The sequence below is a fragment of the Apilactobacillus xinyiensis genome (genome assembly GCF_019656235.1).
GTDB lineage: Bacteria > Bacillota > Bacilli > Lactobacillales > Lactobacillaceae > Apilactobacillus > Apilactobacillus xinyiensis.
Genome location: NZ_BPLL01000023.1, coordinates 1 through 26742, shown reverse-complemented (window position 1 = coordinate 26742; position 26742 = coordinate 1). Strand labels below are relative to the sequence as shown.

The following is a 26742-nucleotide window of genomic DNA, read 5'->3' as shown; positions in this document are numbered from 1 at the left end:
GATTGAATATCGAAATCATTCCATGAAATTAAATATTTAATTTAGTAATAATTGTCTAACTTTTTTAAGGCACTTCAGAATTGGTAGCTTTTTTTGTGTCTAAATGTTTGTTTAGTTGACTTAATTTCTGTATAATGTTTTACTGTTATTTTAAATTATCAAAAATTTTATTATAATTAAGATAAGATAATTTATTATAAATGACTTTATTGGGAGTGAAAATATGCCTAAAGTTTATCCTAAAGAAACTAGAAATAAAATTTTAAACTTAGCCATTGATCAAAGAGTATCAATAAAAAAAATATCTAAAGACTATAATATTTCCATTAATACTGTTAAACGATGGGTTAATGAATCTAGAAAAGCATTAATCGATGGTAAAACATATTCATTACAAAGATATAATGAATTAGAGAAACACATTAAAAATATTGAAAAAGAAAATAAAATATTAAAATTTGCGTTATCTGAAGGTGTTGATTGGTTTAACAACGTTGATAAACTATTGAAATTAGTGGAAAATGCAGTATCTCAGGGATACCAAAGAACTAATGTTTTAAAACTTTTAAATGTGCCAACTAGTACTTACTATGATTGGTTAAATTATGAACCAACCGCTACTCGTAAACAAGATGAGAAACTAAAACCAATCATTAAAGATATTTGGGAAAAAAATAATCGAGAATATGGAGTACCACGAATTCAAAGTTCTTTAAGAAAGCAAAACATCTATGTGGGAAATCGTAGATTAAAACGCTTGATGAATGAACTAAACATCCATGCAGCATCACCAGCACATCGTGTATATCATAAACCTAACGCTAATAAGTCTAAGACTTCAATTGAATAGTAAAAATATGTTTATTATTTATATAAATTAATTGACTTATTGTGCAACAACCTTAATAATGAAGTCAAAACCTTTTGAAGGAGTTAAATGATATGTGGTGGATTATTTTAATAGTCGTTGTGGCACTAGTTCTATTCTATGTATATGAACATAACCGTCTACAACGTCTTAACATGCAAGTTAATCAAAGTGGTAGTGATATCGATGTTCAATTAAAGAAACGTGCTGACTTAATTCCTAACTTAATTAGTACAGTTAAGGGAGCTGTAAATGCTGAACGTGGAACTTTAGAACGTGTTACTAAATATCGTACCCAAATTTTGGATGGTGTTGATAAAAAAGATTATAACGCAGCTTTACAAGCTAGTAATAATTTGACAACAGTTTTAAATGCTACTGCTGAAAGCTATCCAGAGTTGCATACTAACCAAAACTTCATGCAATTATCTGAAACAATGACTACAATTGCAAATCAAATTGCTAGTTGTCAAAGTGCTTATAATTCATGTGTAGCTGATTATAATTTGGCCGTTCAAAATATTCCTTCATCTTTTGTTGCTAAGATGATGAATTTAAAAGAAAAAGATGCCATGATTCAAGCTACTTCAGAAGAAAAACAAAACGTCAATGTTAATTTTGATGATCTTAAATAACTACTCAAAAAGACGATGTTGATTCATCGTTTTTTTGTTAGGAGGAGTCTTTTTGAAGAGTAATTGGTTTGAACAACAACGCAGTAACAAGCACCGTACAATTGTTTTATTAGGATTGTTTTTATTACTAGTAACGGCGGTAGGAGCTGCTTTTGGATATGCTTTTAGCATGATGGTTAGATCAAGCGGAAATAATACAACTGTTTATGGAGCGTTAATTGGTTTAGTTGTTAGTGGTTTTTATGCATTGATTATGTATAGTGGACTTTCAATGCAATCAGTTATGTCAGCTAATGGGGCTCGCCCTTTAAAAACTAATGAAATTCCAATGTTAGAACACATTGTGACAGAGTTGTGTTTAGCTGCACGAATTCCAGAACCTGCTTTATATATTGTAGAAGTGGATGAATGTAATGCTTTTGCTACAGGTATTAAACCAGAAAAAGCTGGTTTAGCAGTTACAGCGGGATTATTAAATGCTTTAAATCGTGAACAACTTGCTACTGTCATTGGACATGAAGTGGCACATATTAAAAATGGTGATATGAAAGTGACTACTTTGGCATCAGCATTTGGTGGTGCTATTAACTTTATGGGTGGAATAGCAACTAACTTAGCTGACTATGCTTTAATATTTGGAAATGGCCAAGATGATGATGATCGTGATTCTGGCTCAGTAGTGCAATTAATATTCTGGATATTAACTTACGTAATTTCTGCAATTGGTAATTTGTTAGCTAGTGTGTTAACTTTTGCGATTTCTAGAAATCGTGAATATTTAGCAGATGCGTCTTCGGCTGAGCTTACTAAAGACCCAGTCGCTTTAGCTCAAGCGTTAGCAATTATTAGTGGTAATCCTGTTGATGGTCGTAAAATTAAACAAACTGCCTCAATTGGAGATATTGTTGCTCCTAAGCATGCAGGGATTTTTGATACGCATCCATCCATAAGTGATCGAATTGACCGTTTGAACGCAATGTAAATTAAATTGACACTTCTATCGATAATGATATACTTTTATATGTATTAAACGTATTTTATATCGTTCATAGGAGTGTTTTTTATGCGCAATTGGATTAAAAAAAGTTCATTGATTATGCTAGGAGTTTCCGTACTATTCCCTGTGTTTAGTAACAGTATCAACACGGTTAATGTTAGTGCCGCTAAGCATAAGCACCACAAAGTTGTGAAACATCACAAGAAGAGTGTACATAAAGTTAACCACAACGAATATGCAGATGTACAAAAGTATAACCGATTAGTTAAAGGCATTGATACAGGTTTTAATAGTGGGGTTAAGGACTACCAAACTGTAGGTTTAAGCTTAAGTAGTTTTTCTGAAACCATTAATGGACTACCAAGTTCATTCACTGAACCACAAGTAGAACATTATCGTGATTTTATGAAAAAGACTTACAATTTATTTAACTACAAGTTAACTAAAAAATCTAAGGCTGATATTAATGCTACCTTTAAGAAGATTCCAAGCACTATTAATTTCCAAAACAAAAAGGATGCCGTTTTAAAAATAGCTATTATTGCTAACGAAATTGGATTTAATATTCGTTCATAATAAAAAGCAACTCTATGAGTTGCTTTTTATTTATGTTTTTATACGGTGCTATAATCAAAATAATACTAAAATGAAAAGATTTACTAAGATTTGAAATAACCTTTTTGTTTTATAATTAAGGAGTAGATGAAAATTCACATTAGTGATAAAAGTAAACTTGATTATTTTTTTGGATTTATTTTTATTGTTTCAATGGTTATGATTGCCCAATTTTTTCATAATATTGAAATCATTTTGCCTGAAATAGCAGCACTAACTTCAGGTACGTGGATATATCATAAACGAGATTGGATTAAACATCCTTTGTTTGTTTGGATTGTTCCTACGATTACTTCAGCAATTGGTTTTTCAATTAATCAGTTGCAATTGTTTTATGCTTGGAAAGTTTTATTAGCAGTAGTATTAATTATTACAATTTTAAAAATTTTTCAGTCATGTTTAGCGCCAGCATTTGCTACTGGTTTGTTACCATTGGTTATTGATGCGCATAGTTGGACCTTTATATTGGTAACAGGAACCTTAACGTTCATTGTTATGCTAGGAGTATACATATATGGTGAACATGTTGATAGAAGCAAATTTCCTGCAATGCAATATCATAAAATATTATTCTATATATTTATTACATTAAGTTGGATTTTAATAGTTTTAATGTTTCATAGACCACAAATGGCTGCCATCCCACCAGTTTTTGTAGCATTATTTGGAATTGTTAATCAAAGTACGTATAATTTAAATTCATTTTTAAGGCATGTCATATCACTGACTGGAGCAGCTGCTTTTGGTACGATTGTACACACATTTATTTTATCTTGGATAGGTACGACCATAATAACGTTACCATTAGTTTTTATATGGTTATATATATGGAAAGTGAAGTTACCCGCTGCTTATACTTTACCTTTATTAGCGATTGTAATTCCTAAAGACATGTTTAATATGTTTCCGATATCTACTTTTTGTGCAGCTACTTTTTTATTAGGAATGGCGTGGTTGTATCATAAAATTTGTGTAGACTAAAAAAGATTACTACCATTTAGGATAGTAATCTTTTTTATTGTTTTTAGAATGGAGCGTTACCTGGAGTTCTTGGGTAAGGAATAACATCTCTAATGTTTGCCATACCAGTTACATACATAACTAGTCGTTCAAATCCAATTCCAAATCCGGAGTGAACGGTTTCACCATATTTTCTAAGTTCTAGATACCAATTGTATTCTTTTTCGTTTAGACCAAATTCATCAATTTTTGCACGTAATTTGTCTTCACGTTCTTCACGTTGACTTCCACCAACCATTTCACCAATTTCTGGGACTAATAGGTCGGCTGCAGCAACTGTTTTACCATCGTCGTTATCACGCATGTAGAATGCTTTGATATTACGTGGGTAATCAGTTAAGAATACTGGCTTGTTGTAGATGTGTTCACATAGATATCTTTCGTGTTCTGATTGTAAATCGATACCCCATTTAACTGGAACTTCAAATTCATGACCAGATTCTTCTAACATTTTAATAGCTTCAGTGTAAGTAACTTTAGCAAAGTCTTCATTAATAGTAGCTTTAAGGCGATCGATTAAACCATCGTTGATACTATTCAAGAAGTCTAATTCTTCTTTGGCATTATCAAATAAGTATTTAATTACATATTTTAGTAAGCCTTCAGAAACTTTGATAGTATCTTTCAAAGTGGCAAAAGCCATTTCAGGTTCAATCATCCAAAATTCAGATGCATGTCTAGCAGTATGTGAGTTTTCAGCTCTAAAAGTAGGTCCAAAAGTATATACGTTACGTAATGCTAGGGCGTATGCTTCTACAGATAATTGACCACTAACTGTTAAGTTAGCTTTTTCACGGAAGAAGTCTTTAGAATCATCTACTTTGCCATCTTCAGTTTTGGGTAGATCATTCATATCTAAGGTAGTAACACGGAAAGTTTCACCGGCACCTTCAGCATCACTACTAGTAATGATAGGGGTGTTTACATATGTGAAACCGTGTGATTGTAGATATTGATGAACTGCAAAGGCGGCCATTGAACGAACCTTAAATACAGAGTAGAAAGTATTAGTACGAGGACGTAAATGAGCTAATGTTCTTAAGTATTCGTATGATTGTTCTTTCTTTTGTAGTGGAAAATCACTGCTTGAATGACCTTCTAAAGTTATTTTTGATGCATGAATTTCAAATGGTTGTGGAGCATCTGGAGTGCTAACAAAAGTTCCATCCACGTGAATAGTTGATGCAATAGGCCATTTTCTAATTTCATCAAAGTCCGGATTGTCATTTTTAACAATGATTTGGGCATTCTTTAAGAAACTACCATCATTAGCTTCGATGAAACAAATCTTTTTAGAACCACGACTAGTCTTGATCCAACCTTCAATAGAAACTTGCTTGTCAGCAAATTGTTCAGGTTTTGCATATAAATCTTTAATTGTAAATTTTTCCATTAAATATACATACCTTTCTGATTTAAATTTAGTTTAAAAAAAGACCTTTCATCCAAAATAAATAAGGACGAAAGGTCTATTCCGCGGTACCACCTAAAATACTCTTTTATAAAGAGTCACTCGGTCATGATAACGCTATGAATAACGTTTATTCTTACTACTAATTTTCAGAATAAAGACAAGTAGGTGTTATAAAAAATAACCATGGTTACTAAGCTTCCACTGACCTTAGCTCGCTGTGAAGTAGTTATTATTTATCTGTCCTGCTTAAAGTTTTAAACTATTATTTAACTAAATACAATTTTAACATTATCCATTATTTTTACAACGATAATGTTAAAATTTTGCTGTTATTCACCGTGTTTTTTACCACGTAGAACGTGATCAGCGTGTGATAAAGTTTCATTAATGATGTCTAAAATATGTGGATCATTTAATACGTATTTGTTGTACTTACCGTCACGCTCTGCAGATACTAATTGATGTTTTCTAAGCATTGCTAAATTGTGTGAAACAGTAGGTTGATCGATTTTTAAAATATCAACGATTTCTTTTACGCTAAGGGATGCTTGTTCTAAAATGAATAACATTTGAACTCGTTTTGAGTTATTTAATAACTTCATAATAGATGATACTTCTTTTAAATGTTGATCATCAATCGGATTTACTTTAGTCATAACACCAGCTCCTTATATCAATTGTAACAAGTGTTTAATCAATCCACTATCCCAAAATACATATAATCCAACTAATACATAACAAATTTTCATTAATATTTCACCGTAGTTTTCCATTATTTTAGATACGATTGAGATATCAGCGATCCATTTAATAATGATTGTAACAATGATAGTTAAAACGTTCATAAATATTAGCGTTATTATAAAATGCCAAAATGACATGTTAATTAATACTGGTAGAAAGATTGATATATTACAACCAGCACAAACCGATAGGTAAGTAATCATAAAACTAAAAATCTGTGATTTATGATTTTTAACTCCATCATCGTCATCATCATCTTTGAAGGCCATATATATTGGTAAAAACCCTAAGACACCTAAAATCCATTCGGAAATAAAATAAGCTAAGGTCTTTCCAATAATAAAACTAAGTGTAATTAAAATGGTTACACCAGCAACGTAGCCTACAATTACTTTTCTTAAATCATATTTTTTAATCATGAAAATTAACATGAAAAAGAAGTCTAAATTAACACTTAAAAAGGTTAAGGCTAGTATCCAATAATTCATTATATATTTCTCCTTACATATGTTTTATATAACATATGTATATTATAACATGCGTAAGTCTTTTTGCTAACTATAATATTAAAGTTATTTTATAATAATTGTGTAGGAGATGAACAATTTGAATAACATTAATTTTTATATTATAAAAAGAAAATTTCAATTAATATTTTTAATTTTTTTAAGTTTTTTTGTTTTATGTTTTTATACTTGTAGCGTTATAAATGCTGATGAAATAGGGACAAGTGATATTAATACATGGATGCCTAATAAAAAGTTTCAATCATTAGTTTTAGATGATATGAAAATACAAGGTATCTTAAGTAAGGATAGTACTGTTAATGATATTACTAAGCAAAATATGAGTAAGCTACAATGGATTAGCGGACAATATACCACTAATAATGTATTGAATCGGAGTTTTAATACACTAAGCGATAATAGAGGTGTAGATTCATATTCAATTGAAGGTATTCAATACGCTACCAACATAGTTGCATTGAATTTGGATAATATAACTGACTTTAATGACGGTGTACACATAGGAGATGTTACTGATATATCACCAATTTCTAGTTTATCAAAGTTAAAATACATTTTTCTAAGAGGAAATAGAATTACAGATGTTAGTCCGATAGTTCAGTTGCAACAGTCAGATAAAAACCTTACATATGTAGATGTTTCTTTAAATTCAATTTATGATTTTAAAGGAATGCAACTTTTACCTCAACAAGGGATTCAAGAAACTAGTAGACTTTATATTAATGGTTTAAATGTAGGAGAAGGTGTGCATAATAGAATAATGAATCCTACTATTGGTGAACAAGTAGCAGTTATTTCTGATCCGTTAAAAATTAATTCTGAAAATAGATCAACAACAGTTAATATTAATGATATTGCTCATCTTCCATTAACTTATAGTATTAGTAGGGTTGCAAATTTGACGCAAGCAATTCCGTTCGAAAATATTCATAACTATAGATATGTATTTCCATACATTAGCATTTCTAGTCGAGGAGCTAATGTAAATCAAATTAACAACACAACTTTTCATTATAGTAATTTGCCTGAACAAGTTATGAATCCTGAATTGAGGCTTCCAGGTTATGGTGTTATACCATTACAATACAAATACTATATTGTACTGCATAATAATGATTATGATGATTCTTATTATATTCCATATGTATTTGTTGATAATGGAATAGTGCATGTTAATTATGTAGATGCTAATGGAAATAAGCTATCAGATCCTACAACTTTGACAGGTAAAATTGGTGATAGTTACATAACTAGTGCTAAAGATATTCCAGGGTATACATTAAGTAAAGAACCAACGAATAAAACAGGGAAATATGGCGCTGATGATATCAATGTTAATTATGAATACACAAAGAATCCAACGGTAACGACTGGAACAGTGCATGTTAACTATGTAGATGCTAATGGAAATAAACTATCAGATCCTACAACGTTGACAGGTAAAATTGGTGATAGTTACATAACTAGTGCTAAAGATATTCCAGGGTATACATTAAGTAAAGAACCAACGAATAAAACAGGGAAATATGGCGCTGATGATATCAATGTTAATTATGAATACACAAAGAATCCAACGGTAACGACTGGAACAGTGCATGTTAACTATGTAGATGCTAATGGAAATAAACTATCAGATCCTACAACGTTGACAGGTAAAATTGGTGATAGTTACACAACTAGTGCTAAAGATATTCAAGGGTATACATTAAGTAAAGAACCAACGAATAAAACAGGAAAATATGGCGCTGATGATATTAATGTTAATTATGAATACACAAAGAATCCAACAGTAACAACTGGAACAGTGCATGTTAATTACGTAGATGCTAATGGAAATAAGCTATCAGATCCTACAACGTTGACAGGTAAGGTTGGCGATAGTTATACAACTAGTGCTAAAGATATTCCAGGGTATACATTAAGTAAAGAACCAACGAATAAAACAGGGAAATACGGCGCTGATGATATCAATGTTAATTATGAATACACAAAGAATCCAACAGTAACAACTGGAACAGTGCATGTTAATTACGTAGATGCTAATGGAAATAAGCTATCAGATCCTACAACGTTGACAGGTAAAATTGGTGATAGTTACACAACTAGTGCTAAAGATATTCCAGGGTATACATTAAGTAAAGAACCAACGAATAAAACAGGAAAATATGGCACTGATGATATTAATGTTAATTATGAATACACAAAGAATCCAACAGTAACAACTGGAACAGTGCATGTTAACTATGTAGATGCTAGTGGAAATAAGCTATCAGATCCCACAACGTTGACAGGTAAAATTGGTGATAGTTACATAACTAGTGCCAAAGATATTCCAGGGTATACATTGAGTAAAGAACCAACGAATAAAACAGGAAAATATGGCACTGATGATGTTAATGTTAATTATGAATACACTAAAAATTCAGATAATGATAATATCCCAATAATAGTAAATCCATCTAATCATGATGCTAAAAATTCCGATAATAATAATATTCCACATAATCATGTCCGCATAGACAAAAATAAGACTAGTAAGTATCATGGATTAGCAATTTGTTCTATTAAATACATCAATATGTATTATGGATTAAACAATGATTTAAACAATCGTAGTAATATTGTAGCTAGTTATATTAAGAAAACTAGGATTAAATATCCAATGTTTGTGGTTAAAGGTGTATATAGTTATGAAAATAGAGAATACTATAAAGTTGTTGATGTTAATCATAAATCTAAAACTAATGGATTAATTGGATACATTACTGCTAATAAACATTATGTTATACCGGCTTATTTGAAATCACATACAAGATTTATAACAGTTATTAATCCTTATGGTGTATATAGTTCCAGTAATGTTAAATTAAATAATAACTTGAAGAAATATAATCAAGGTAGTATTTTGAAAATTAACGGAATTGTAAAGCATAATTTAACTACTCGATATGTTCTACCTAATGGTAATTACATTACCGGTAATTGTAGATTAATTGAGTTGGGTAAGCACAGAATTGAGAAACAAATTAAGCTAAAAAAGAATGTATATCTTTATAAAGATATGAATTTAACTCATAAATTACGTATACTAAAACGTGGCAGAACTTATAATCTTAGATACTATGATTATTTATATAGATATGATTTTAATAAAACTGGCTGTAAAATATATTTAATCAAAGGTGGATATATTAAAGCAGATTCAAAAGCTATTAAGATTACAAAAAGATACTAAATTTTGTAAATAAAAAATAGAAAGCTAAGTTTAACTTTCTACTTTTTATATTTAGGCGAGGAAACACGTTCTTTTAAGGACTTGATGAATCGCCTATTATTTTGTACTAAACACACATGGTTAGATAAAATAGTGTTATAATGATTGTATGAAAGATAATAAAAGAATTACATATGGTAGAACATATGCCTTTAACTTAAATTACCACATCATGTGGGGAACTAAATACCGCAACCGCATTCTAAAAGGAAACGTTGAGGTTGTATTAAAGAAAACATTACTTGAAGTTGCTTTAAAATACGGTTTTAGTATTGACCATATGGAAGTTGGTAAAGATGACTATATTCACTTATTGGTTAGTGCACCACCAAAGCTATCTGTAACTAATATTGTAAGGTGGCTTAAAGGAATTAGTGCATGGCGACTATTTCGTGAATGCCCTGAGTTACAAAATAGTTATTGGAAAAAATCCAATCGTCATTTGTGGTCTCACAGCTACTATGTTGAAAGTATAGGGACAACAAACGAACGAGCTGTAGCTAAATATATTGATGACCAACGTGCAAAGGAAGTGAAATTAGATGACTCTACGAGCCATTAAAACACGAATATATCCTAATTTAGCGCAACAATCTAAGATTATTTTTAATTTTGGTTGCTGTCGTTTCGTTTGGAATCAATTACTTAATATGCAAATTGAACGATACAACAATGGTGGATCATACGTTAATGAATTTGATATGAACTATTTAATTAAGTGTCTAAAACACGAATATCCATTCTTGAAGCAGGCTGAATCAACTAGCTTATTACATGTTAGTCGTGATTTAAATCAAGCCTTTCAAAAGTTATTTAAAAAACACGCCGGTTATCCTAAGTTTAAATCACGTAAGTTTCTTAAGCAGAGTTATAAATCAAACTCAGTTAATCAAAACATCCAACAGCTCAATAACTTTCTAAAATTACCTAAATTAGGAAAAATCCCTTTTAAATCAGGACACCAAATCAAAGGTAAGGTTAAGAATGCTACTATCAGATTATCTGCAACAGGTAAATATTATGCCATTGTATTAGTTGATGCAGAGGTTTCTAAATTACCCACTACCAATCAATCCGTAGGGATTGATATGGGGGTTGCAGACTTAATGATTACCAGTGATGGGGTTAAAATTCCAACGATACGCTTTGATAAAATGTTATCTCATAAGAAACACTATTGGGAAAAACGACTTGCTCGCAGAAGATCCCATGCCATTAAGGAAATTGCATGGGATAAGCACAACAAGGCATTAGATCCTCGTAACTTATCAGATTTTAGCAATTATCTCAAAGCTAAACATATGGTTGCCTTGTATAACGAAAAAATTGCCAATCAACGAAATAATTACTTGCATAAGCTAACTAAACAGTTAGTAAAACGATACGACGTGATTAAGATTGAAGATTTGAAAACCAAAAATCTTCTTCGTAATCATAAGTTATCTCGTGCAATTGCTAATCAAGCATGGCGGACAATTCGTTCTCAACTGGAGTATAAATGCGCTTGGTACGGGAAACAATTAGTCATTGTTAACCCCCGTAAAACTAGTCAAATCTGCTCTATCTGTGGCTATGATGATGGAAAGCACACCTTGGATATTCGCCAATGGACGTGTCCTAAGTGTGATGTACGGCACGACCGTGATATTAATGCCTCTAAGAATATATTAAATGCTTAAAAGACTATCTAGGTTCGGAACGAGCCGTGGTCAATAGTTGTAACCTCTGCACGAAAGTGCTAGACACTATCGTGTAAGTCAGCAGTGTTCCCAGAAGCTCGGTCATTAATGACCGAGTAGTTCACAAGGAGGGATTTTCAAAATGAAAATTAAGTATTTAATTGTAACTATTTTATCAACAGTTTTATTATTTACATGCGTTGCAAATGTTAAAGCTGACAAGCATACAATGTTAGGTTCATTGTCTTATCATAAAGTTTCACAAAACGTTACTTTAAATAAAAATACTAAGAATACGTTAGTGTATAACCATGTTCCTAATAGCAATTACAAAAATATTAAGCCACAAAAATTAAATAAACTAAATCTACATACTAAAAATATCCATGTAGATTGTGTAGCTAATCAAGGAACTCGTTATAACTGGTATCGATTAGTGATTAAACATAATCCTAATACAGTTAAAAAACATTGGATATATGGGGATGCATTAAAATAAAGAGCCTATTAAAAGGCTCTTTTATTTTGGGTAAATAATTTTTAAATCTAAAAAAGTTTTGATTTAATATAAAAATATTTATATTATATAAACAGTAAAATAATATAAATATTTTTATATTATAACTTTTTTGGATGGTGATCTTTTGACAAACATAGTAAGTGATGCTGTTATTAGAACGTATAAATATGATAATGATATAGAAAACGAAATTAATAAAGAAAAAGACTCTGAAGTAAAAAAATTAATATTAAGATATCCGACAGTTTATATTATAGTTGATAATTCCATTAAGAATAAAATCAAAGCATATGTTGGAGAAACTAATAATATTGTAAGAAGAACAGAGGAACATATAAATAGTGAATCTGAGAATCGAGAGGATTGGACTGAAATAAATAAAGCAAAAGACTCTCAAATAATAGTTATTGCACACGAAGAATTCAATAAGTCATTAACCTTAGATATTGAAAATAGATTAATGCAATACTTGTTAAGTGATGAAATGATCTATAAGTTAAATAATAGACGTCAAAATAATCAAGACTTGTATTTTACATACAAAAAATTTCCTTTAATTTTTAATAATATATGGAAAATGTTGTCAGAAATAAATGGTTGTATTTTCCCAGATGTTCAAAAAATTAGTAACTCTTCAATATTTAAAGCATCGCCGTTTCATAAGTTAACAGAGGAACAACTAGATGCAAAAAACTTAGTAATTAGTAAAGTAAAAAACAATCTACAAAGTTTAAACAATGATAATTTAATTTTGATTAATGGTTCTGCAGGTACAGGTAAAACAGTTTTATTAAGCTCATTATTCTCAGATTTAAATAACTTAGATTCAATTTCTAGTTGTTATCTAGTTGTGAATCATAAACAACAGATAGATGTTTATAATAATATTGCTAAAAAATTAGGAATAAAGTCAGAACAAGGTGATGATATTGTTAATACACCTACAAAATTTTTAAATAAACATCCTATTAATTCTAAGAAAGTTGACATAGTTTTAATAGATGAAGCTCATTTATTATTAACTCAAGGTAGTCAAGCTTACACAGGTAAAAATCAACTTAGTGATATTATCGATAGAGCTAAAGTTGTTGTTGCAGTTTATGATTTTCAACAGATATTAACTTCAGAAGAGTATGTTGAAAAGTCTATTTTTTCTGAAATGGTAGAAAAATCTAAAAGAAAAGGCAATCTTGTAACATTAAAAATGCAAAATAGAATTAATGCTAATAATAATACAATCAACTGGATTGAAAATTTCGTTTCAAATAATACTATTGAACCAGTACCTTTGGATAATAACTATGATTTAAAAGTTTTTGATGATGCCTCTAAAATGTATGAGGAAATCAAAAAACATAATAACCCTAAAGAAAATAGTTCTAATGGATTATCTAGAGTAGTTGCGACTTTTGATTGGCCTTATAAAAAAGGAAAAGTTCCAGATGATAGTCAGTATTGGAATGTAACTGCTGATAATAATTTTTCTTTACCTTGGAATTTACAGTTAAAAACACCTAAGCAATATAAAGGTTTACCTTGGGCGGAGCAACCTCAAACAATAGAAGAGGTTGGTTCAACATATACTATACAAGGCTTTGACTTAAATTATTGCGGACTCATAATAGGTAATTCTGTCAAATATAGAAATGGAAAAATTATTTATGATGCAAAAGCTAGTTTTAATACTAAAGCTAAGAGAAAAAGAACTTTTTCTAATGGTGAGAAAGTAGATATTTCAAGTACTCTTTTAAATAATGAGTTAAATGTTTTAATGAAGAGGGGGGTTCACGGATTGTATATATATGCTGTTGACAAACAATTACGTGAAGAGCTATTAAGACAGTATAATTTAAAACGTCAAAACAAATAGATTACAAAGTTACATTTAAGTTACCAATTTCTTAAAAGACTGATAAACTCGGTCTTTTTTATTTACTTTAATGCACCATCGCCATAGTATATAGGCAACAACTAAAAGGGGTGGTGATTGTTATGGAAACTAAGTCAAGAATTTCATTATTTTATCCTCGACGAACTGGTTATCGAGTTAAGAACATTAGTCAACAAGATTATCTACAAAACTATAATTATCAATATTCTTATCAAGCGGTCTTAAATCGCTTGAAAAAGTTAGATAATCGTACCAGCAAGCTAAAGTTTTTAGATAAAGCCATTAAGTACAATTATTGGCACAAGCCAGCAATTTTTACTGCGAATCAAAAATCTGGTAAACCTCGATCGTATGATAATGAAATCCTCATTAATTTTTATAAACTAGCTTTAAAGCTGGCCCCACGTGATAAAAAGTATTTAACCGGCTTAGCGTCGGTTTATCGAATGGATAACCAAATAGCTAATGCGGCAATAATTTGGCAATATTTATTGAATCAAAATCCTAAAGATTACCATTCATTATTGAATATTGCACTATATACACAATTAAACCAGCGTGAACATGCATTTGAAAAGTCATTACATCGCTTAAACAAAATTAATCCGGCTGAAACTGAACAATTAAAGCACTTGTTGAACTTAATTCAACATGTACCAGCGCTGAAACCTAACTATGCAGTTGATGATTTGAGTTTATGGGATGACAGTCGCCACTACATCGTCATTTTAGGGGCAGCGTTAACAATTCATGGGAACATCAAAGAAAAGTTACGTCGCCGTTTGGCCGCTGGATTGAAATTAGCACGTCTACAACCCAAGGCTAAAATTATTGTAAGTGGTGGACAAGTACCCCAAGAACCGCATACAGAAGCTAGCAAAATGATTGAATGGCTAGTTGAACATGGTGTAAAGCGTCAACGTATTTTAAAAGAAGAAAAATCTCGTGATACAGTTCAAAACGCGATTAATTCTAATTTGATTTTGCAAATTAATGATGCTAGAAAAGTTACCCTAGTTTCAAGTAATAATCATATTCAAAGAGCTTATGCATTATTTCAATCTGCTAACTATTTACAAGGGATTGATTATGATTTACAAAATTACGCAGTACATGAAACTGGTCCACAAATACAACCAGCTGTGCATAAAATCATTAGTGATATGTTAAGAGTAAAGGGATATTGGTTATTACCAGATATTCAACCATAGTAAATAATTAAAGCAGTTATGATTATTAATCACAACTGCTTTTTTAATTTTATTTTAATTTGTGGACTTTTATTATTAATTATCACTCTCACTACTTGTGTTACTTTGTTCTTCACTCGTTGTATCGTTGATATGTTTGTCATTTTGACTGCTTTGATTATCGCTTGAGCTATTTTGATTGGCTTCAGTACTTGATTGGCTATTTTCTTCTTTACTACTACTTTCACTACTATTGTTAGTTTCACTAGTATTATTACTATTTGCATTGTTATGCTCATTAGGATTATCGCTAGTTTGGTTAGCATTGTTTTGATTATTATCGTTTGAGCTATTATTGTTTTCAGAACTATTATTTGATGATTGTGCGTTATTGTTTTCTGAATTATCATCTTGATCCTCATGATGTTCAAAATCACTTTCAGAAGATTGGTCATTGTTAGAATCATCAGTACTAGGTTCTAAACTGTCAGAATCGTAGCTATCAGTATCACTATCATCGTTTTCATGATTGTCGGAACTTTCATTGGAACTGTCACTTTCATCATCTTCATCATCGCTTTTATCGTTATTATCACTATCTTGTTTGTGATTATTATTAACGGTAGAGTTGGTGTTATTAACTCGTTTTTGTGGAGTTCCAGATGCTACAGCTACGAACTTAGTTACAGCTAATAAAGATAGGGTAGTTAGGATGATAATAATCCAATTCCATGCTTTATTTTGCCATCTATCATCGATTGGTCTGGTAGATACACCATGTCGATTATCATCAGAAGTAGGCATGATAAGTACAAAAAATAATATTATCCAACCAATGATTGGAATTAATCCTAACCATAAAAAATTACCAGTTTTATTTACATCATGTAATCTACGCATTGAAGCTGTTATCATCATAATAAGATTAAACGCTCCAACAATAGCAAATAATATTTGAGTAAATAAATTTCCATTAGTAATAATCATTAATATTAGTAAAATTAGATTAATAATTGTGATAGTAACTGTGCCAAGCCAAAAGGGAGAACGTTCAATTTTTCCTTCGGTAAAAAACATGTCGGACCACATTAATTTAAAGGCCGATATAAAATTATACTTCTTAGGTGAACTATTATTCATACTTTGAAATAACTCCTATAAAAATATTTATAATATTATTTTACTATATTCTATAATACATTTCTTAAATCAACTTTAAAATTAATGGATAAAGGGGTGAGAATAATCTATAAACTACATATTAATAAGTTATTTTATAAATACTTAACGTTAGTTACGCTATACAATATTGCTTTGGGAGTTTGGAGCGGAACTATTTATCTATATATGAAAAACATTGGATATTCATATTCACAGATTAATCTATTTTTGATGATTTTTTGGTTATGTACATTTATCGCTGAATTACCTTCAGGGATGTTATCTGATTATTTTGGGAATATTAATGTATTTATTTTAAGTTGTCTAATACGTAGTATTGGATTGTTTTGCTTAATTTTTGCTGCGGGACACATTTGGATACTATTACTTTGTGCCATGTTAACAGGTATGGGTGATTCGTTATTTTCTGGCACCTTAGACTCATGGTTTGTAAATAAAGCTAAGAAAGTTAATAGCGATTTCATTGTAAAAAATTCTTTCTCGATTGCTAATACTGTTTCTACAACGTTTGCGTTATTAGCCGGTTTCTTAGGGGCACAATATTTAGCCAACATAAATCTAAGTTATCCAATTATTATTGGTTCTGTAATACTCTTGTTACCAATTTTTATAGCTTTAAATGAAATGGAACCGATTCATTTAGAGCAGTTTAAATTCAGTGGCGTTAGCTTTTCATTGAGTGGTAACTTAAGTAAAAACATTGTTAAAAGTAACAAGCCGTTTTTTTATTTAAGTTGGGCATTTTTACCAATCACGTTTATAGTTGCCGGACCATTTAATCAGTGGCAGCTTATGTTTCAAGCTAATGGTCATAAAATTGAGACTGGCTGGATTTTAATAGGAGTAAATATTTGTGGAGTTTTAGGGTCTGGATTATCTAGTTTTTTAAATTCACGTTCACATAAAATAATAATACTAATTTTTTTGAGTTTCTTGATGGCTATAACAACGGTTACATCAGTTTCTACTTCTTATAAAACACTCGCTATTTTATTTTTCCTTATGCATGTATTAATTACTTCAACTGATGAAGTTTTTAGATATACCATCCTGCATAATAATATTTCTGGTAATAATCGAACAACTTTAATTTCTTTTAACAATACGTTGAATGCCGGTGCTAATTTAGTAGTTCTATTTTTAAATGGTTGGCTATCGGATACTTATTCAATTCGATTTGCTTGGAAAAGTTTGGCCATAGTTGGATTTACAATAACGTTTATTGGCTACTTAATTCTTATGTATAAGTTTAGAAAAAAAGAAACGACTTAAGCTTAAGCCGTTTCTTTTTATTTTATATTTATAGTTAGAGGATATTTTTTATCTAATTTGGGATCAATATAATAAATTTTAATTAATTTGATTGCATAAAAACCCAAAGGCCATAAAAATACCCAAATTATACCCAGAACAGAAGTGTAACTAGAATTGCTAAGCAAATATCCAAATATCATCATTGCTAAAATAAATAACATTTGAATAGTATTACGAATCAATTTGCTTTCTTCTTTTCTCTTTTTCATTTGAGTTATTTGTTCATCATTCATAGTTTTGATTTCACTTCCTTTGGCGTTATCAGAAATAGATTCAAATAAATCTCCAACTTTAACATTAAACGCTTGCGCAATTAATCTTAAAGTTTCTAAACTGGTATCATCTCCTGCCTCTAGTCTTTGAATCGTTCTGACACTTAAATTACATTTACTTGCTAGGTGTTCCTGTGTCCACCCACGTTGCTTTCTTAAATCAGGAATTAATGTTTTATTCATACCTTAATTATAATGTTTAGCCTTAATTTGTACACGTCATTGAAGTGACAATGATATGACAGTAGGGCGACATTCCAATTCATACTTTAATAATGGTAAAATATTGGTAAAAATTTGTTGTTATTGCAAAGATACATAATTTAATATAAATTGGATATATAAGTTAATTTTTAAAATATTAAATTGGTGGGGGAAGATAAACATTTATGAAATATAAAATAAATATAGGATCAATATTACTAAAAAGTTCTAATTTTTTGGCATTGCTAATATCTTTTATCATTGCAATTTTTATTCAAGATATAAATTTTGGGACGTTTATTGCATTAGGGGCTTTGTTTTTTTATTACTACCTACCTCAAACTAATCATATGGGCATAAAAACCATTTGCTTATGTGGATTAGTAGGCTTATTTTCTTTTTTATTAATCAGTACCACTAGTTTTTTACCATGGTTAACACCGTTACTACTTAGTTTAATATGTTCAGTATTTTACTTTTACAATAAATTATGGAATTTAAAAAATCCAGGACCATTTCTACTAGTTATGATTGCTTGTTTTGCTGGAGTTAATAATGCTTTAAATCCTTACATAATTATGAAATCACTACTTTTCATTGTATTAGGAATTATAATCGCACTATCATTGGCCCTGGTTAATGAATTTATATTTGATTTTTTTGGCTTTGAAAAAAGTGTTGATAAAACTAAGCCGATGAAAATAAGAATAAGTCGAATTCCTTCCAATTTACTAATGAGATCATTTTTTTATGGATTTGCTATTTTTTTATCTTTTTATATATCCAAAAGTTTAAATTTGTTTCATTTTTACTGGGCTGTGATGGCATGTTCTGCAGTGTTACAAGCTGAATCTATGCCAACGATTTTTAAGCGACATCGAATTTATTTAATTTCTACTATGGTAGGTTGCCTTATATCCTATTTAGTCTTAATGATGCCATTATCACTAATCACCACTATGGGATTAATTTTAATATTTAATTCATTAATTTATTGGAAAATGGCTACTAACTATCTAGTTGGAAATTTTTTTACAACTCCCATGGCAATTTTATTTGCTAAATTAAGTTCACCAGTGATTAATGATGCTAGCATCTTATCCAGATTAATTGCGATAATAATCGGTACTACCATTGCGTTTATTACCGTTTATATAGTTAGTCATTTAAAAACCAGGCTGGTAAGTTAAAGTTAAAAAAGAGTCTCCCATAGTGGAGACTCTTTTTTGTTTAATAGTAATTAACCTTATCAACTATAATCTTAGTTAAAGTTTTGATTGAAGTTCTGCAGTTATTTGATACCCATAATTTAATTATGGCATTTATATCACTGTTAAAAAGTTGGACAACTTTTGGGGTTCGCATCATTTGCAAAAAGTAACATCTCTTTTTTTATTTATTTAAGTTAACAATATTTAGTAACCAATTCATTAAAATCTAGATAATTATCAAATTGATCAACAACTTTGTTATCATCTGTGTGTGATATAACAATTAAAGTATGTTCAGAGTGACTTTGCCATTGAAATACTAACTGCCAGAAAGATTGACTAGTTACTGAATCTAAATTAGCAGTAGGTTCATCAAAAATTAAAGTTGAAGCTTTAGATAATAAACCACGCAGTAACAGTACACGTCTAATTTGTCCAGTTGATAATGTATCAATTGATTCTTTGTTTAGAATTGATTTAGGTAATAGGTTAAGACAATATTGATATTCATCCTTGCTTGGTTTTCTATCGAAGAAAATATTGTTTATAACGGTTTCATCGAATAGGATATTTTTCGCTTGAACTACTTTCATATTATCAAAAACATCATCTTTACACGAATGATTAATTTGCTTTTTATCATATGTCACTGTTCCTGACTTAAAGGGTAACAGACCAGTGATTGACTGTATGAATACCGATTTTCCTAAGCCACTTTTACCTTTAATAATATAACTTTTACCCTTATTAAAAGTTACGTCACTATAATTAATTTGACTATTTTTAAGTTGAACTTTTAATCCATTAACTTTCAACTGCTTATTAAATTTAACTTTTGTTTTTACAGTTCCTGGAATTATTGCATTGTTAAGTTCACTACGAACCGCAATAGAACTATGGATTGATGATAAGTTACGTGATAGTGATAATATTGGCATACTTAATTGATCAACTAAACCTAATAAGGTGACAGCAGTACCGATTTTTATCGAACCTTTAAAGATCAACAGCATTGAAATTGCTAGAACTGCAAAATTAGAAAAATAGGATATAAACGAATATGAAATATTTAAAATAAATTGGAAGTTACGGGATGCTTGTCTTTCATTACGTTCTTTTAGTAATTCATGATTTATTTTTTTGAAGAAAAAATCATGTGCATGAAAAACGTGCAATTGGGTTAAATTGTTGAGAATATTTTCATATTTTTTTAAATTGCTACCTAATTGATCAATATAAGTTTTATTCATTTGAGCAATTTTATTTTTAAATAGTTTGGTTATGCCTAATGGTGCAATCATCAATACTAAAAGTACAAGAGCAATTGGAACGTTTATTAATAACAAAGAAGTTAACACAAAAACAATTCTAAGCATCCAGTAAAGGTTACCAAACCAAGCTTCATAATAAGTATATTCTAGACTGCTTACTGAATTAGAAATTATTTGAGTTGCTTTTTTATTATCAAAATCTCGATTATGATTAGTAAATTTCATGGCGTTACTTATAATTTTTTGCTTTAAATCATAAAATGTATTTGAAATTAAGTAGTTATCGTATCGCCACTCAACATAATAAAAAGTAACTTCGATTACCATGGCTATAAAAAATAATGTTATTTGAGTAACTAAGCCAGTGCTATTTTTAGAAATCGCATTATTAACCATTGTGCCTTTGATAAATTGAATTGCCGTTGCCATTCCAGTCGATATTATCATGATGGCAAGTAGTATAACGATTTTATAATTTTTAATATTAAATATGATATTTTTCATTGATAGGCCCTCTCACATTTATTTTTTGTGAGAAAGCATAACTTTCAGCTCATTATATTAAGTTATAGAGAATATGAATATCGTTTTTAATTTGTTTGCAGAATAAAAACAAATTAAAAGCTAGCTAACTGCACAAAAAATAATTAATTATTATCAATTATTGTGTTCATATTTTTATTACGTAATTTATCCATGTTAATTCCACCTTTATGTATTGAATTAAAAAACATAATTTATCAACATTATTATAATTAACTGTCATATTTTGCTAATCATAAATTCATTGAAAAATTATAATTATATTATATAATATTATAAAAAGATTGCAATAAAATTAAAAAATGATTAAAAAGAAGGGTGGAATATTGTAACCTTAATAAATAGAAATAGGAAGGTGCTTAAATGTCAATAAAAGAAATGGCGTCATTATATCCAATTCGGTTTTTGTCAATTATCTTAATTGTTGTGGGCTCTGCAATTGGAACCACTAGTGGTAACTATTTATTAACCTTTGGTATTAATGAACTAAAAACCGGTAACTTAGCTCAATTTGCATTATTTATGAGACTATTTGGGGGATTACTGTTATTTGGTTTTTTAACCAGTGTTTTATCGAAACAATTATATTTAAAATTAATTCAAACTTATTTACATACGCTAAGAGAAAACTATGTGCAACGTTTGTATGATTTCAATCTGGATGCATCAGTTTCTAAAAATCAAAATCGATTAACCAATGATTTAAAAATAGTGGAAAGTGACTTTGCATTTTCGCTATTAGACATACTGATGCAATCGCTAGCTTTAATAATGTCAGCAGTAGCATTGCTGACATTTCATTGGAGTTTATTAGTTTTAATTTTAGTGCTTTCAATCATAATGATGTTTATTCCAGCCCTAATAGCTAAACCATATCAACGAGTTACATCGTTAGTATCTAAATCTAATAGTAGTTATTTAAAAGCGATTGAACAATGGTTAGGTGGTATGGCTGAACTAAAACATTATGGAGCTAAGCAACAACTATTACATGTTATGTCCAGTAGTTCGTATAATTTAGAAAATAGTAGAGTTAAACGTGGTAAGATTGCTAGTTTAATCAATTTAATTAATTTAGTTATGAATATATTGCGCAATTAGCAGTTTTAGCATTAGCCGGTTTTTTAATTATTAAGGGTTATGTAGCCTTTGGAGTTATTCTTAGTGCTGGTCAATTTGCCGACGTTATTTTTGGTAACATTTCAGCAGTATCTAATTCGATTGCTACAATGAATTCTACTAAGGAACTTAATTATAAACTCTTTGCTGAAATGCATGTTACCGAAACTGAAAATACCGTAAAGGGTTCAAATGAGCAATTTGCTAAACTAAATGCTACAGGATTAAGTATTGATTTTGATAATGGAGAATCAATTAAGTTTCCCAATTTAACGATTACAAATGGTGAAAAAATTTTGTTGATGGGTGACAGTGGTAGTGGTAAGTCAACATTAGTTAAGTTGTTAACGGGCAATTTGCAACCTAAATCTGGAAGTATAAATTACATAAATGAAAATGGGGAAGTTATTAATAATCCTTCATCATTCTTTAGTTATTTGCCACAAGATGCGACTTTATTTCCAGATACTATTGCTAACAACATTACGATGTTTAATGATCATTTATTAAATCAAGTGCCAGAAATTGTGCAGCAGGTTGAATTAGATAATGATATTCATAAATTTGATGCTGGACTAGCTACTAAACTAGATTTAGACCATATGACTCTATCTGGTGGTCAACAACAAAAAGTTGTCTTGGCAAGAGCTGAAGTTCACAATAAGCCAATTTTATTTATCGACGAAGGAACTTCAGCAATTGATCGAATGGGAACTAAAAAGATTCTTAGTCGATTGTTATCATCTGATTTAACGATTATGTTCATTGCCCATAATTTTGATGACGAGTTGGAAGGGATGTTTAGTCGTAAAGTTGAATTGAAATAGTGGTTATATAATTTAATATTTCATAGTCTAATTTGCTATTAAAAAATCATTGTGTTATATGTTATAAATGCAATATTAAAATATTTATATTTTTTGAGGTGTTACAGAATTATAAAATTGTTAAAATCTATAATTAAATTATTTATCATATTTATAAATGGATTAGCTACGCTTTGCGGTTTATTAACCATAATATCGACTGATTATTCTAGTGAAGTTTATAGCAATTTTTTGAAATCCATAGTGTACTTATTACCTTATTTATCCATGACATTGTTTTCTGCCATTATGATAGTTCTTTTGTTTAGCAAAAGTATAAATAAAATTTTGCTTTTATGTTTTATAAATATATCCTTACTAATCATTATGTTGGAAACGGTTAATAGTATTAATATGCTTTCTGTATTTTCTATTCCTGTATTAACTTGCCCATTTTATGTAATATATATTTTTTTAGAAAATTTAGATATTAAAAATAATTAATAGTTGATATTTATGCTATTTATTTTTTTATTATCACTAATTATGATTCATTTTATTTGTTAGTATGCTAATACAATACTATTGTAAACATGTAAATGAATTTAAAACTAGGAGAAATGAATATGATGAATAAAAAATATGATTATGATGTAATTTATATTGGATCAGGTCATGCTGCTTTTGATGGCGCTAAAAATTTATGTAAGCAAGGATTTAAAATAGCTTTTGTTGAAGCTAATGCAGTTGGAGGAACATGCACTAATTGGGGTTGTAATGCGAAAATAACATTGGATTTACCAATCATTTTGTCAAAAACTCAACAGCGTATAAATGGTATTGTTGAAGGTGAAACTAGTATCAATTGGCATAATAATATGCAGCATAAACATGAGCTGATTGATAATCTTAAAGTTAATCGTGAAGCAACCATGAAGTCATTAGGGATGGATGTCATTCATGGATTTGCTAAATTTTATGATACGCATACCTTGGACATCAGCGGTGAACATGTTACTTCAAATAAAATTGTTATTGCAACTGGTTTAACTCCTCATAAAGTAGATGTAAACAACACTGATTTATCTCATGATTCTAAAGATTTTTTGAATTTAGACAAAATGCCTAAATCAATGGCGATTATAGGAACTGGTTATATTGCTATGGAATTTGCTAGTATGGCTAATGAAGCTGGCTGTGATGTAACAATGTTAATGCATAGTGACAAAGTTCTTCGCATTTTTTATCAACCATACGTATCAGAAGTAGTTAATGAAATGAAGAAATCTGGTATCCACTTTATTCAAAACTCAAATATTTCTGCTTTTAATCGTGATGGTAATAATTATGTAGTAAGTTATGGTGATAATCAAAAGTTAAACGTTGAATGGATTTTAGATGCGTCAGGTCGTGTTCCTATGGTGCATAATATGGGACTGGAAAAAATTGGTGTTAAATACGATGACAAAAAGGGCATTATTGTAAACAACTATTTACAAACTTCAGTTGATAATATTTATGCTTCTGGTGATGTTGCAGCCACTGGTCAGCCAAAGTTAACGCCAACTGCTACTTTTGAATCACAATATTTATACCATTTATTTTCAGGTGAAACTGACAAACCTATTAATTTTCCAGCAATTCCTTCTGTTGTTTTTACTTCTCCTAGAATTAGTCAAATGGGTGTTTCAGTTGATGAAGCTGAAAAAAGTGATGCATATACAGTTGAAAAACATGACATGACAAATAGTTGGTTTAGACAAGTAACTAAAGCGAAGATTGCTGAAAATTCATATGTATTTAATAAAGAACATCGTTTGGTTGGATTTACTGAAATTTCTGACGATGCAGATAATGCAATTGACACACTGGTACCGGCAGTTAATATGCATATGAATAAAGAAGAAATTGAACGTAATGTTCATCTTTTTCCTTCAATTGGACACGAAGCTTGGAAAAACCTATAAAAATTAAAATATTTGACTCATTTTAAATTTTTATTATCCAAAAAGGACAGCAGGAAACCACTTGCTGTCCTTTTTCTCTGTTTACTTAGCCTCTCTATAGCTAGTTTAATAAACTAAAGGTTAAAGTGGCTAAATTGAGTCATACTAAGTATTTAACTAAGAAGAACAATCAAAATATCGACAATAAGAAAAAATGCTTAACGGTTACATTAAAGATACCAAGACTAAGACTAATAATTTAGAGTAGTATAATTATTTATATGTAAAAGGGATGCCAATTTAACATCCCTTTTACATATCACCAAACCACTAAAGAATTTTTTGGCTACTATTGAACTTTATTATATGTGTTTGTATTAAGTTTTAATTTAATAAAAAAGCTGATGTATCAAGATTTTTAAGTCCTGTTATATCAACTTTTTGTTGGCTAAATCCTATGTGTGAAGGTTATGATTTGAGTAAAGATGAAATTAATCAATATGAATTAGAGCTTAAAGATAAATTGCTTGAGAGCTTTTATGAAATTAAGTGGTATCTGATTGCAACGATGGTGGATGACCCTAAGGATTCAATTTTGATGCATAGGGAAGACTTAATGACATTACAATTTTACTTATAAAATTGTTGAAAGTATGATTCATTCATATGCTAATAAATGACAAATAAATTAATGTATTATATACTATGTTTGTAAATAAAAAAAACCTGCTACCACAGGGCTTCCAAGTAAAGCCGTTTAAAAGACGGTGACTAAGTTAAGAAAAACTATTAAAAGCTATCCCATAACTCGCCAAAGTTATATAATGGGACGGCTTTTTTATTTGTGCTGATTGATATATGTTAGCAATGCTAAAATAAACATACCAAACATAAACATTAAGCTAAGTGCTTGAAAAACACTCATTGACTGTGAAACCTTTCTGTAGATTATTCCATAGTTCCATAGAAATCACCTCTTAAGGAAAAGACAGCCACCGTCCATTAACTTCTCTACTAGACGTTATTATACATGAAATTAAGCAACTTTAAAATTAGACAATTGCGTGTATATAACATATAGATTCATCATCAACAAAACTTATTAAAAACAAGGGTAGTTATTTGCTGTATTTTGTATTATGTTAGTTGTTAATTAGTTATTTTCTAATTTAGTATTTTGCTATTGTGCATCAAAAATTATGATAATTATTTTATAAACACTCATAAAATAACTTTACAAATATATTTAATAATAAACTAGGATTAGATACATATAAGCAACGTACACCAGCTTAACAAAAATCCATTAACAAAAAGATAAATAAATATAAAGAAACTTACGGTGTGCCAGGTAGTAAAGATGCCAAGACTAAAATTAATAATTTAAAGTAATCTAATTATGTATATAAAAAGGGATGCTAATTTGAAGTGCCTTAAAAAAGTTAGACAATTATTACTAAATTAAATATTTAATTTCATGGAATGATTTCGATATTCAAT

Annotated in this window: 25 protein-coding genes and 1 other annotated feature; of the genes, 17 read left to right on the top strand and 8 right to left on the bottom strand. The window is 29.6% G+C overall.

All coding sequences use genetic code 11. The features are described from left to right. Positions 1-223: 223 nt before the first annotated feature. From K5Q11_RS05725 to K5Q11_RS05705, 5 genes are all read left to right on the top strand, one after another. A complete protein-coding gene (locus K5Q11_RS05725; RefSeq protein WP_220751843.1) occupies positions 224-850 on the top strand; it encodes an IS3 family transposase in 627 nt (208 codons plus the stop codon). A gap of 92 nt (positions 851-942) precedes the next feature. Further along, positions 943-1503: a LemA family protein gene (locus tag K5Q11_RS05720; RefSeq protein WP_220727875.1), complete on the top strand. Its 561-nt coding sequence runs from the start codon at positions 943-945 to the stop codon at positions 1501-1503. Between the two features lie 52 nt (positions 1504-1555). Further along, entirely contained in the window at positions 1556-2485 is a 930-nt protein-coding gene (locus K5Q11_RS05715) for a M48 family metalloprotease (RefSeq protein WP_220751841.1), read from the top strand. Positions 2486-2566: 81 nt separating this feature from the next. After that, complete coding sequence (locus tag K5Q11_RS05710; RefSeq protein ID WP_220727873.1) at positions 2567-3076, top strand: hypothetical protein; 510 nt, start codon at positions 2567-2569, stop codon at positions 3074-3076. A 126-nt stretch (positions 3077-3202) separates the two neighbouring features. Beyond that, entirely contained in the window at positions 3203-4096 is an 894-nt protein-coding gene (locus tag K5Q11_RS05705) for a hypothetical protein (protein ID WP_220751839.1), read from the top strand. 43 nt (positions 4097-4139) lie between these two features. Here the strand turns inward: K5Q11_RS05705 and asnS are convergent, their stop codons facing one another. The 3 genes from asnS to K5Q11_RS05690 form a co-directional block, all read right to left on the bottom strand. Continuing rightward, positions 4140-5528, bottom strand: coding sequence for an asparagine--tRNA ligase (asnS, locus tag K5Q11_RS05700; protein WP_220751838.1), 1389 nt, complete (start codon positions 5526-5528; stop codon positions 4140-4142). Between the two features lie 60 nt (positions 5529-5588). After that, positions 5589-5808, bottom strand: a binding site (T-box leader). Positions 5809-5878: 70 nt separating this feature from the next. Continuing rightward, on the bottom strand, positions 5879-6205 hold the full coding sequence (locus K5Q11_RS05695; RefSeq protein WP_220727870.1) for an ArsR/SmtB family transcription factor: 327 nt from the start codon (positions 6203-6205) through the stop codon (positions 5879-5881). Positions 6206-6217: 12 nt separating this feature from the next. Beyond that, entirely contained in the window at positions 6218-6781 is a 564-nt protein-coding gene (locus K5Q11_RS05690; RefSeq protein WP_220751836.1) for a cadmium resistance transporter, read from the bottom strand. Between the two features lie 118 nt (positions 6782-6899). On the opposite strand from K5Q11_RS05690, the gene K5Q11_RS05685 reads away from it, so the two are divergent. The 6 genes from K5Q11_RS05685 (at position 6900) to K5Q11_RS05660 (ending at position 15395) form a co-directional block, all read left to right on the top strand. Beyond that, the gene (locus K5Q11_RS05685) at positions 6900-10055 is read left to right on the top strand and encodes a MucBP domain-containing protein (RefSeq protein WP_220727868.1); all 3156 of its coding nucleotides are present in this window, start codon (positions 6900-6902) and stop codon (positions 10053-10055) included. Positions 10056-10203: 148 nt separating this feature from the next. Continuing rightward, positions 10204-10656 carry an IS200/IS605 family transposase gene (gene tnpA / locus K5Q11_RS05680; protein WP_220751833.1) on the top strand — a complete coding sequence of 151 codons (453 nt, stop codon included), beginning with the start codon at positions 10204-10206 and terminating at the stop codon, positions 10654-10656. Beyond that, on the top strand, positions 10637-11773 hold the full coding sequence (locus K5Q11_RS05675; RefSeq protein WP_220751831.1) for an RNA-guided endonuclease TnpB family protein: 1137 nt from the start codon (positions 10637-10639) through the stop codon (positions 11771-11773). Before tnpA ends, K5Q11_RS05675 begins: the two co-directional genes overlap by 20 nt. A gap of 142 nt (positions 11774-11915) precedes the next feature. Beyond that, positions 11916-12272 (top strand): hypothetical protein, encoded by a 357-nt coding sequence (locus K5Q11_RS05670; protein WP_220751829.1) that lies wholly within the window; start codon positions 11916-11918, stop codon positions 12270-12272. 145 nt (positions 12273-12417) lie between these two features. Next, positions 12418-14163: a DUF2075 domain-containing protein gene (locus K5Q11_RS05665; protein ID WP_248601335.1), complete on the top strand. Its 1746-nt coding sequence runs from the start codon at positions 12418-12420 to the stop codon at positions 14161-14163. A gap of 122 nt (positions 14164-14285) precedes the next feature. Then, the gene (locus tag K5Q11_RS05660) at positions 14286-15395 is read left to right on the top strand and encodes a YdcF family protein (RefSeq protein WP_220751825.1); all 1110 of its coding nucleotides are present in this window, start codon (positions 14286-14288) and stop codon (positions 15393-15395) included. A gap of 75 nt (positions 15396-15470) precedes the next feature. On the opposite strand, the gene K5Q11_RS05655 is transcribed toward K5Q11_RS05660, so the two are convergent. Further along, complete coding sequence (locus K5Q11_RS05655; RefSeq protein ID WP_220751823.1) at positions 15471-16514, bottom strand: DUF805 domain-containing protein; 1044 nt, start codon at positions 16512-16514, stop codon at positions 15471-15473. Positions 16515-16598: 84 nt separating this feature from the next. Here K5Q11_RS05655 and K5Q11_RS05650 point away from each other — a divergent pair, with 84 nt between their 5' ends. Continuing rightward, a complete protein-coding gene (locus K5Q11_RS05650) occupies positions 16599-17828 on the top strand; it encodes an MFS transporter (RefSeq protein ID WP_285289898.1) in 1230 nt (409 codons plus the stop codon). Between the two features lie 17 nt (positions 17829-17845). On the opposite strand, the gene K5Q11_RS05645 is transcribed toward K5Q11_RS05650, so the two are convergent. Next, positions 17846-18325 (bottom strand): helix-turn-helix domain-containing protein, encoded by a 480-nt coding sequence (locus tag K5Q11_RS05645; RefSeq protein ID WP_220751819.1) that lies wholly within the window; start codon positions 18323-18325, stop codon positions 17846-17848. Positions 18326-18531: 206 nt separating this feature from the next. Between K5Q11_RS05645 and K5Q11_RS05640 the strand changes: the two genes are divergently transcribed. Next, complete coding sequence (locus K5Q11_RS05640; RefSeq protein ID WP_220751817.1) at positions 18532-19536, top strand: FUSC family protein; 1005 nt, start codon at positions 18532-18534, stop codon at positions 19534-19536. Positions 19537-19576: 40 nt separating this feature from the next. On the opposite strand, the gene K5Q11_RS05635 is transcribed toward K5Q11_RS05640, so the two are convergent. Together K5Q11_RS05635 and K5Q11_RS05630 are read right to left on the bottom strand one after the other, a co-directional pair. Then, positions 19577-19714 carry a hypothetical protein gene (locus tag K5Q11_RS05635; RefSeq protein WP_220751815.1) on the bottom strand — a complete coding sequence of 46 codons (138 nt, stop codon included), beginning with the start codon at positions 19712-19714 and terminating at the stop codon, positions 19577-19579. A gap of 37 nt (positions 19715-19751) precedes the next feature. After that, entirely contained in the window at positions 19752-21332 is a 1581-nt protein-coding gene (locus K5Q11_RS05630; protein WP_220751813.1) for an ATP-binding cassette domain-containing protein, read from the bottom strand. 402 nt (positions 21333-21734) lie between these two features. On the opposite strand from K5Q11_RS05630, the gene K5Q11_RS05625 reads away from it, so the two are divergent. From K5Q11_RS05625 to K5Q11_RS05610, 4 genes are all read left to right on the top strand, one after another. Next, complete coding sequence (locus K5Q11_RS05625; RefSeq protein WP_220751811.1) at positions 21735-22472, top strand: ABC transporter transmembrane domain-containing protein; 738 nt, start codon at positions 21735-21737, stop codon at positions 22470-22472. 128 nt (positions 22473-22600) lie between these two features. Beyond that, on the top strand, positions 22601-23317 hold the full coding sequence (locus K5Q11_RS05620) for an ATP-binding cassette domain-containing protein (protein WP_220751809.1): 717 nt from the start codon (positions 22601-22603) through the stop codon (positions 23315-23317). 608 nt (positions 23318-23925) lie between these two features. After that, positions 23926-25263 (top strand): dihydrolipoyl dehydrogenase family protein, encoded by a 1338-nt coding sequence (locus tag K5Q11_RS05615; protein WP_220751845.1) that lies wholly within the window; start codon positions 23926-23928, stop codon positions 25261-25263. A 454-nt stretch (positions 25264-25717) separates the two neighbouring features. Then, positions 25718-25882: a hypothetical protein gene (locus K5Q11_RS05610; RefSeq protein WP_220751807.1), complete on the top strand. Its 165-nt coding sequence runs from the start codon at positions 25718-25720 to the stop codon at positions 25880-25882. A 198-nt stretch (positions 25883-26080) separates the two neighbouring features. Here K5Q11_RS05610 and K5Q11_RS07495 read toward each other — a convergent pair whose 3' ends face one another. Continuing rightward, complete coding sequence (locus K5Q11_RS07495; protein ID WP_248601490.1) at positions 26081-26134, bottom strand: putative holin-like toxin; 54 nt, start codon at positions 26132-26134, stop codon at positions 26081-26083. Positions 26135-26742: the final 608 nt, after the last annotated feature.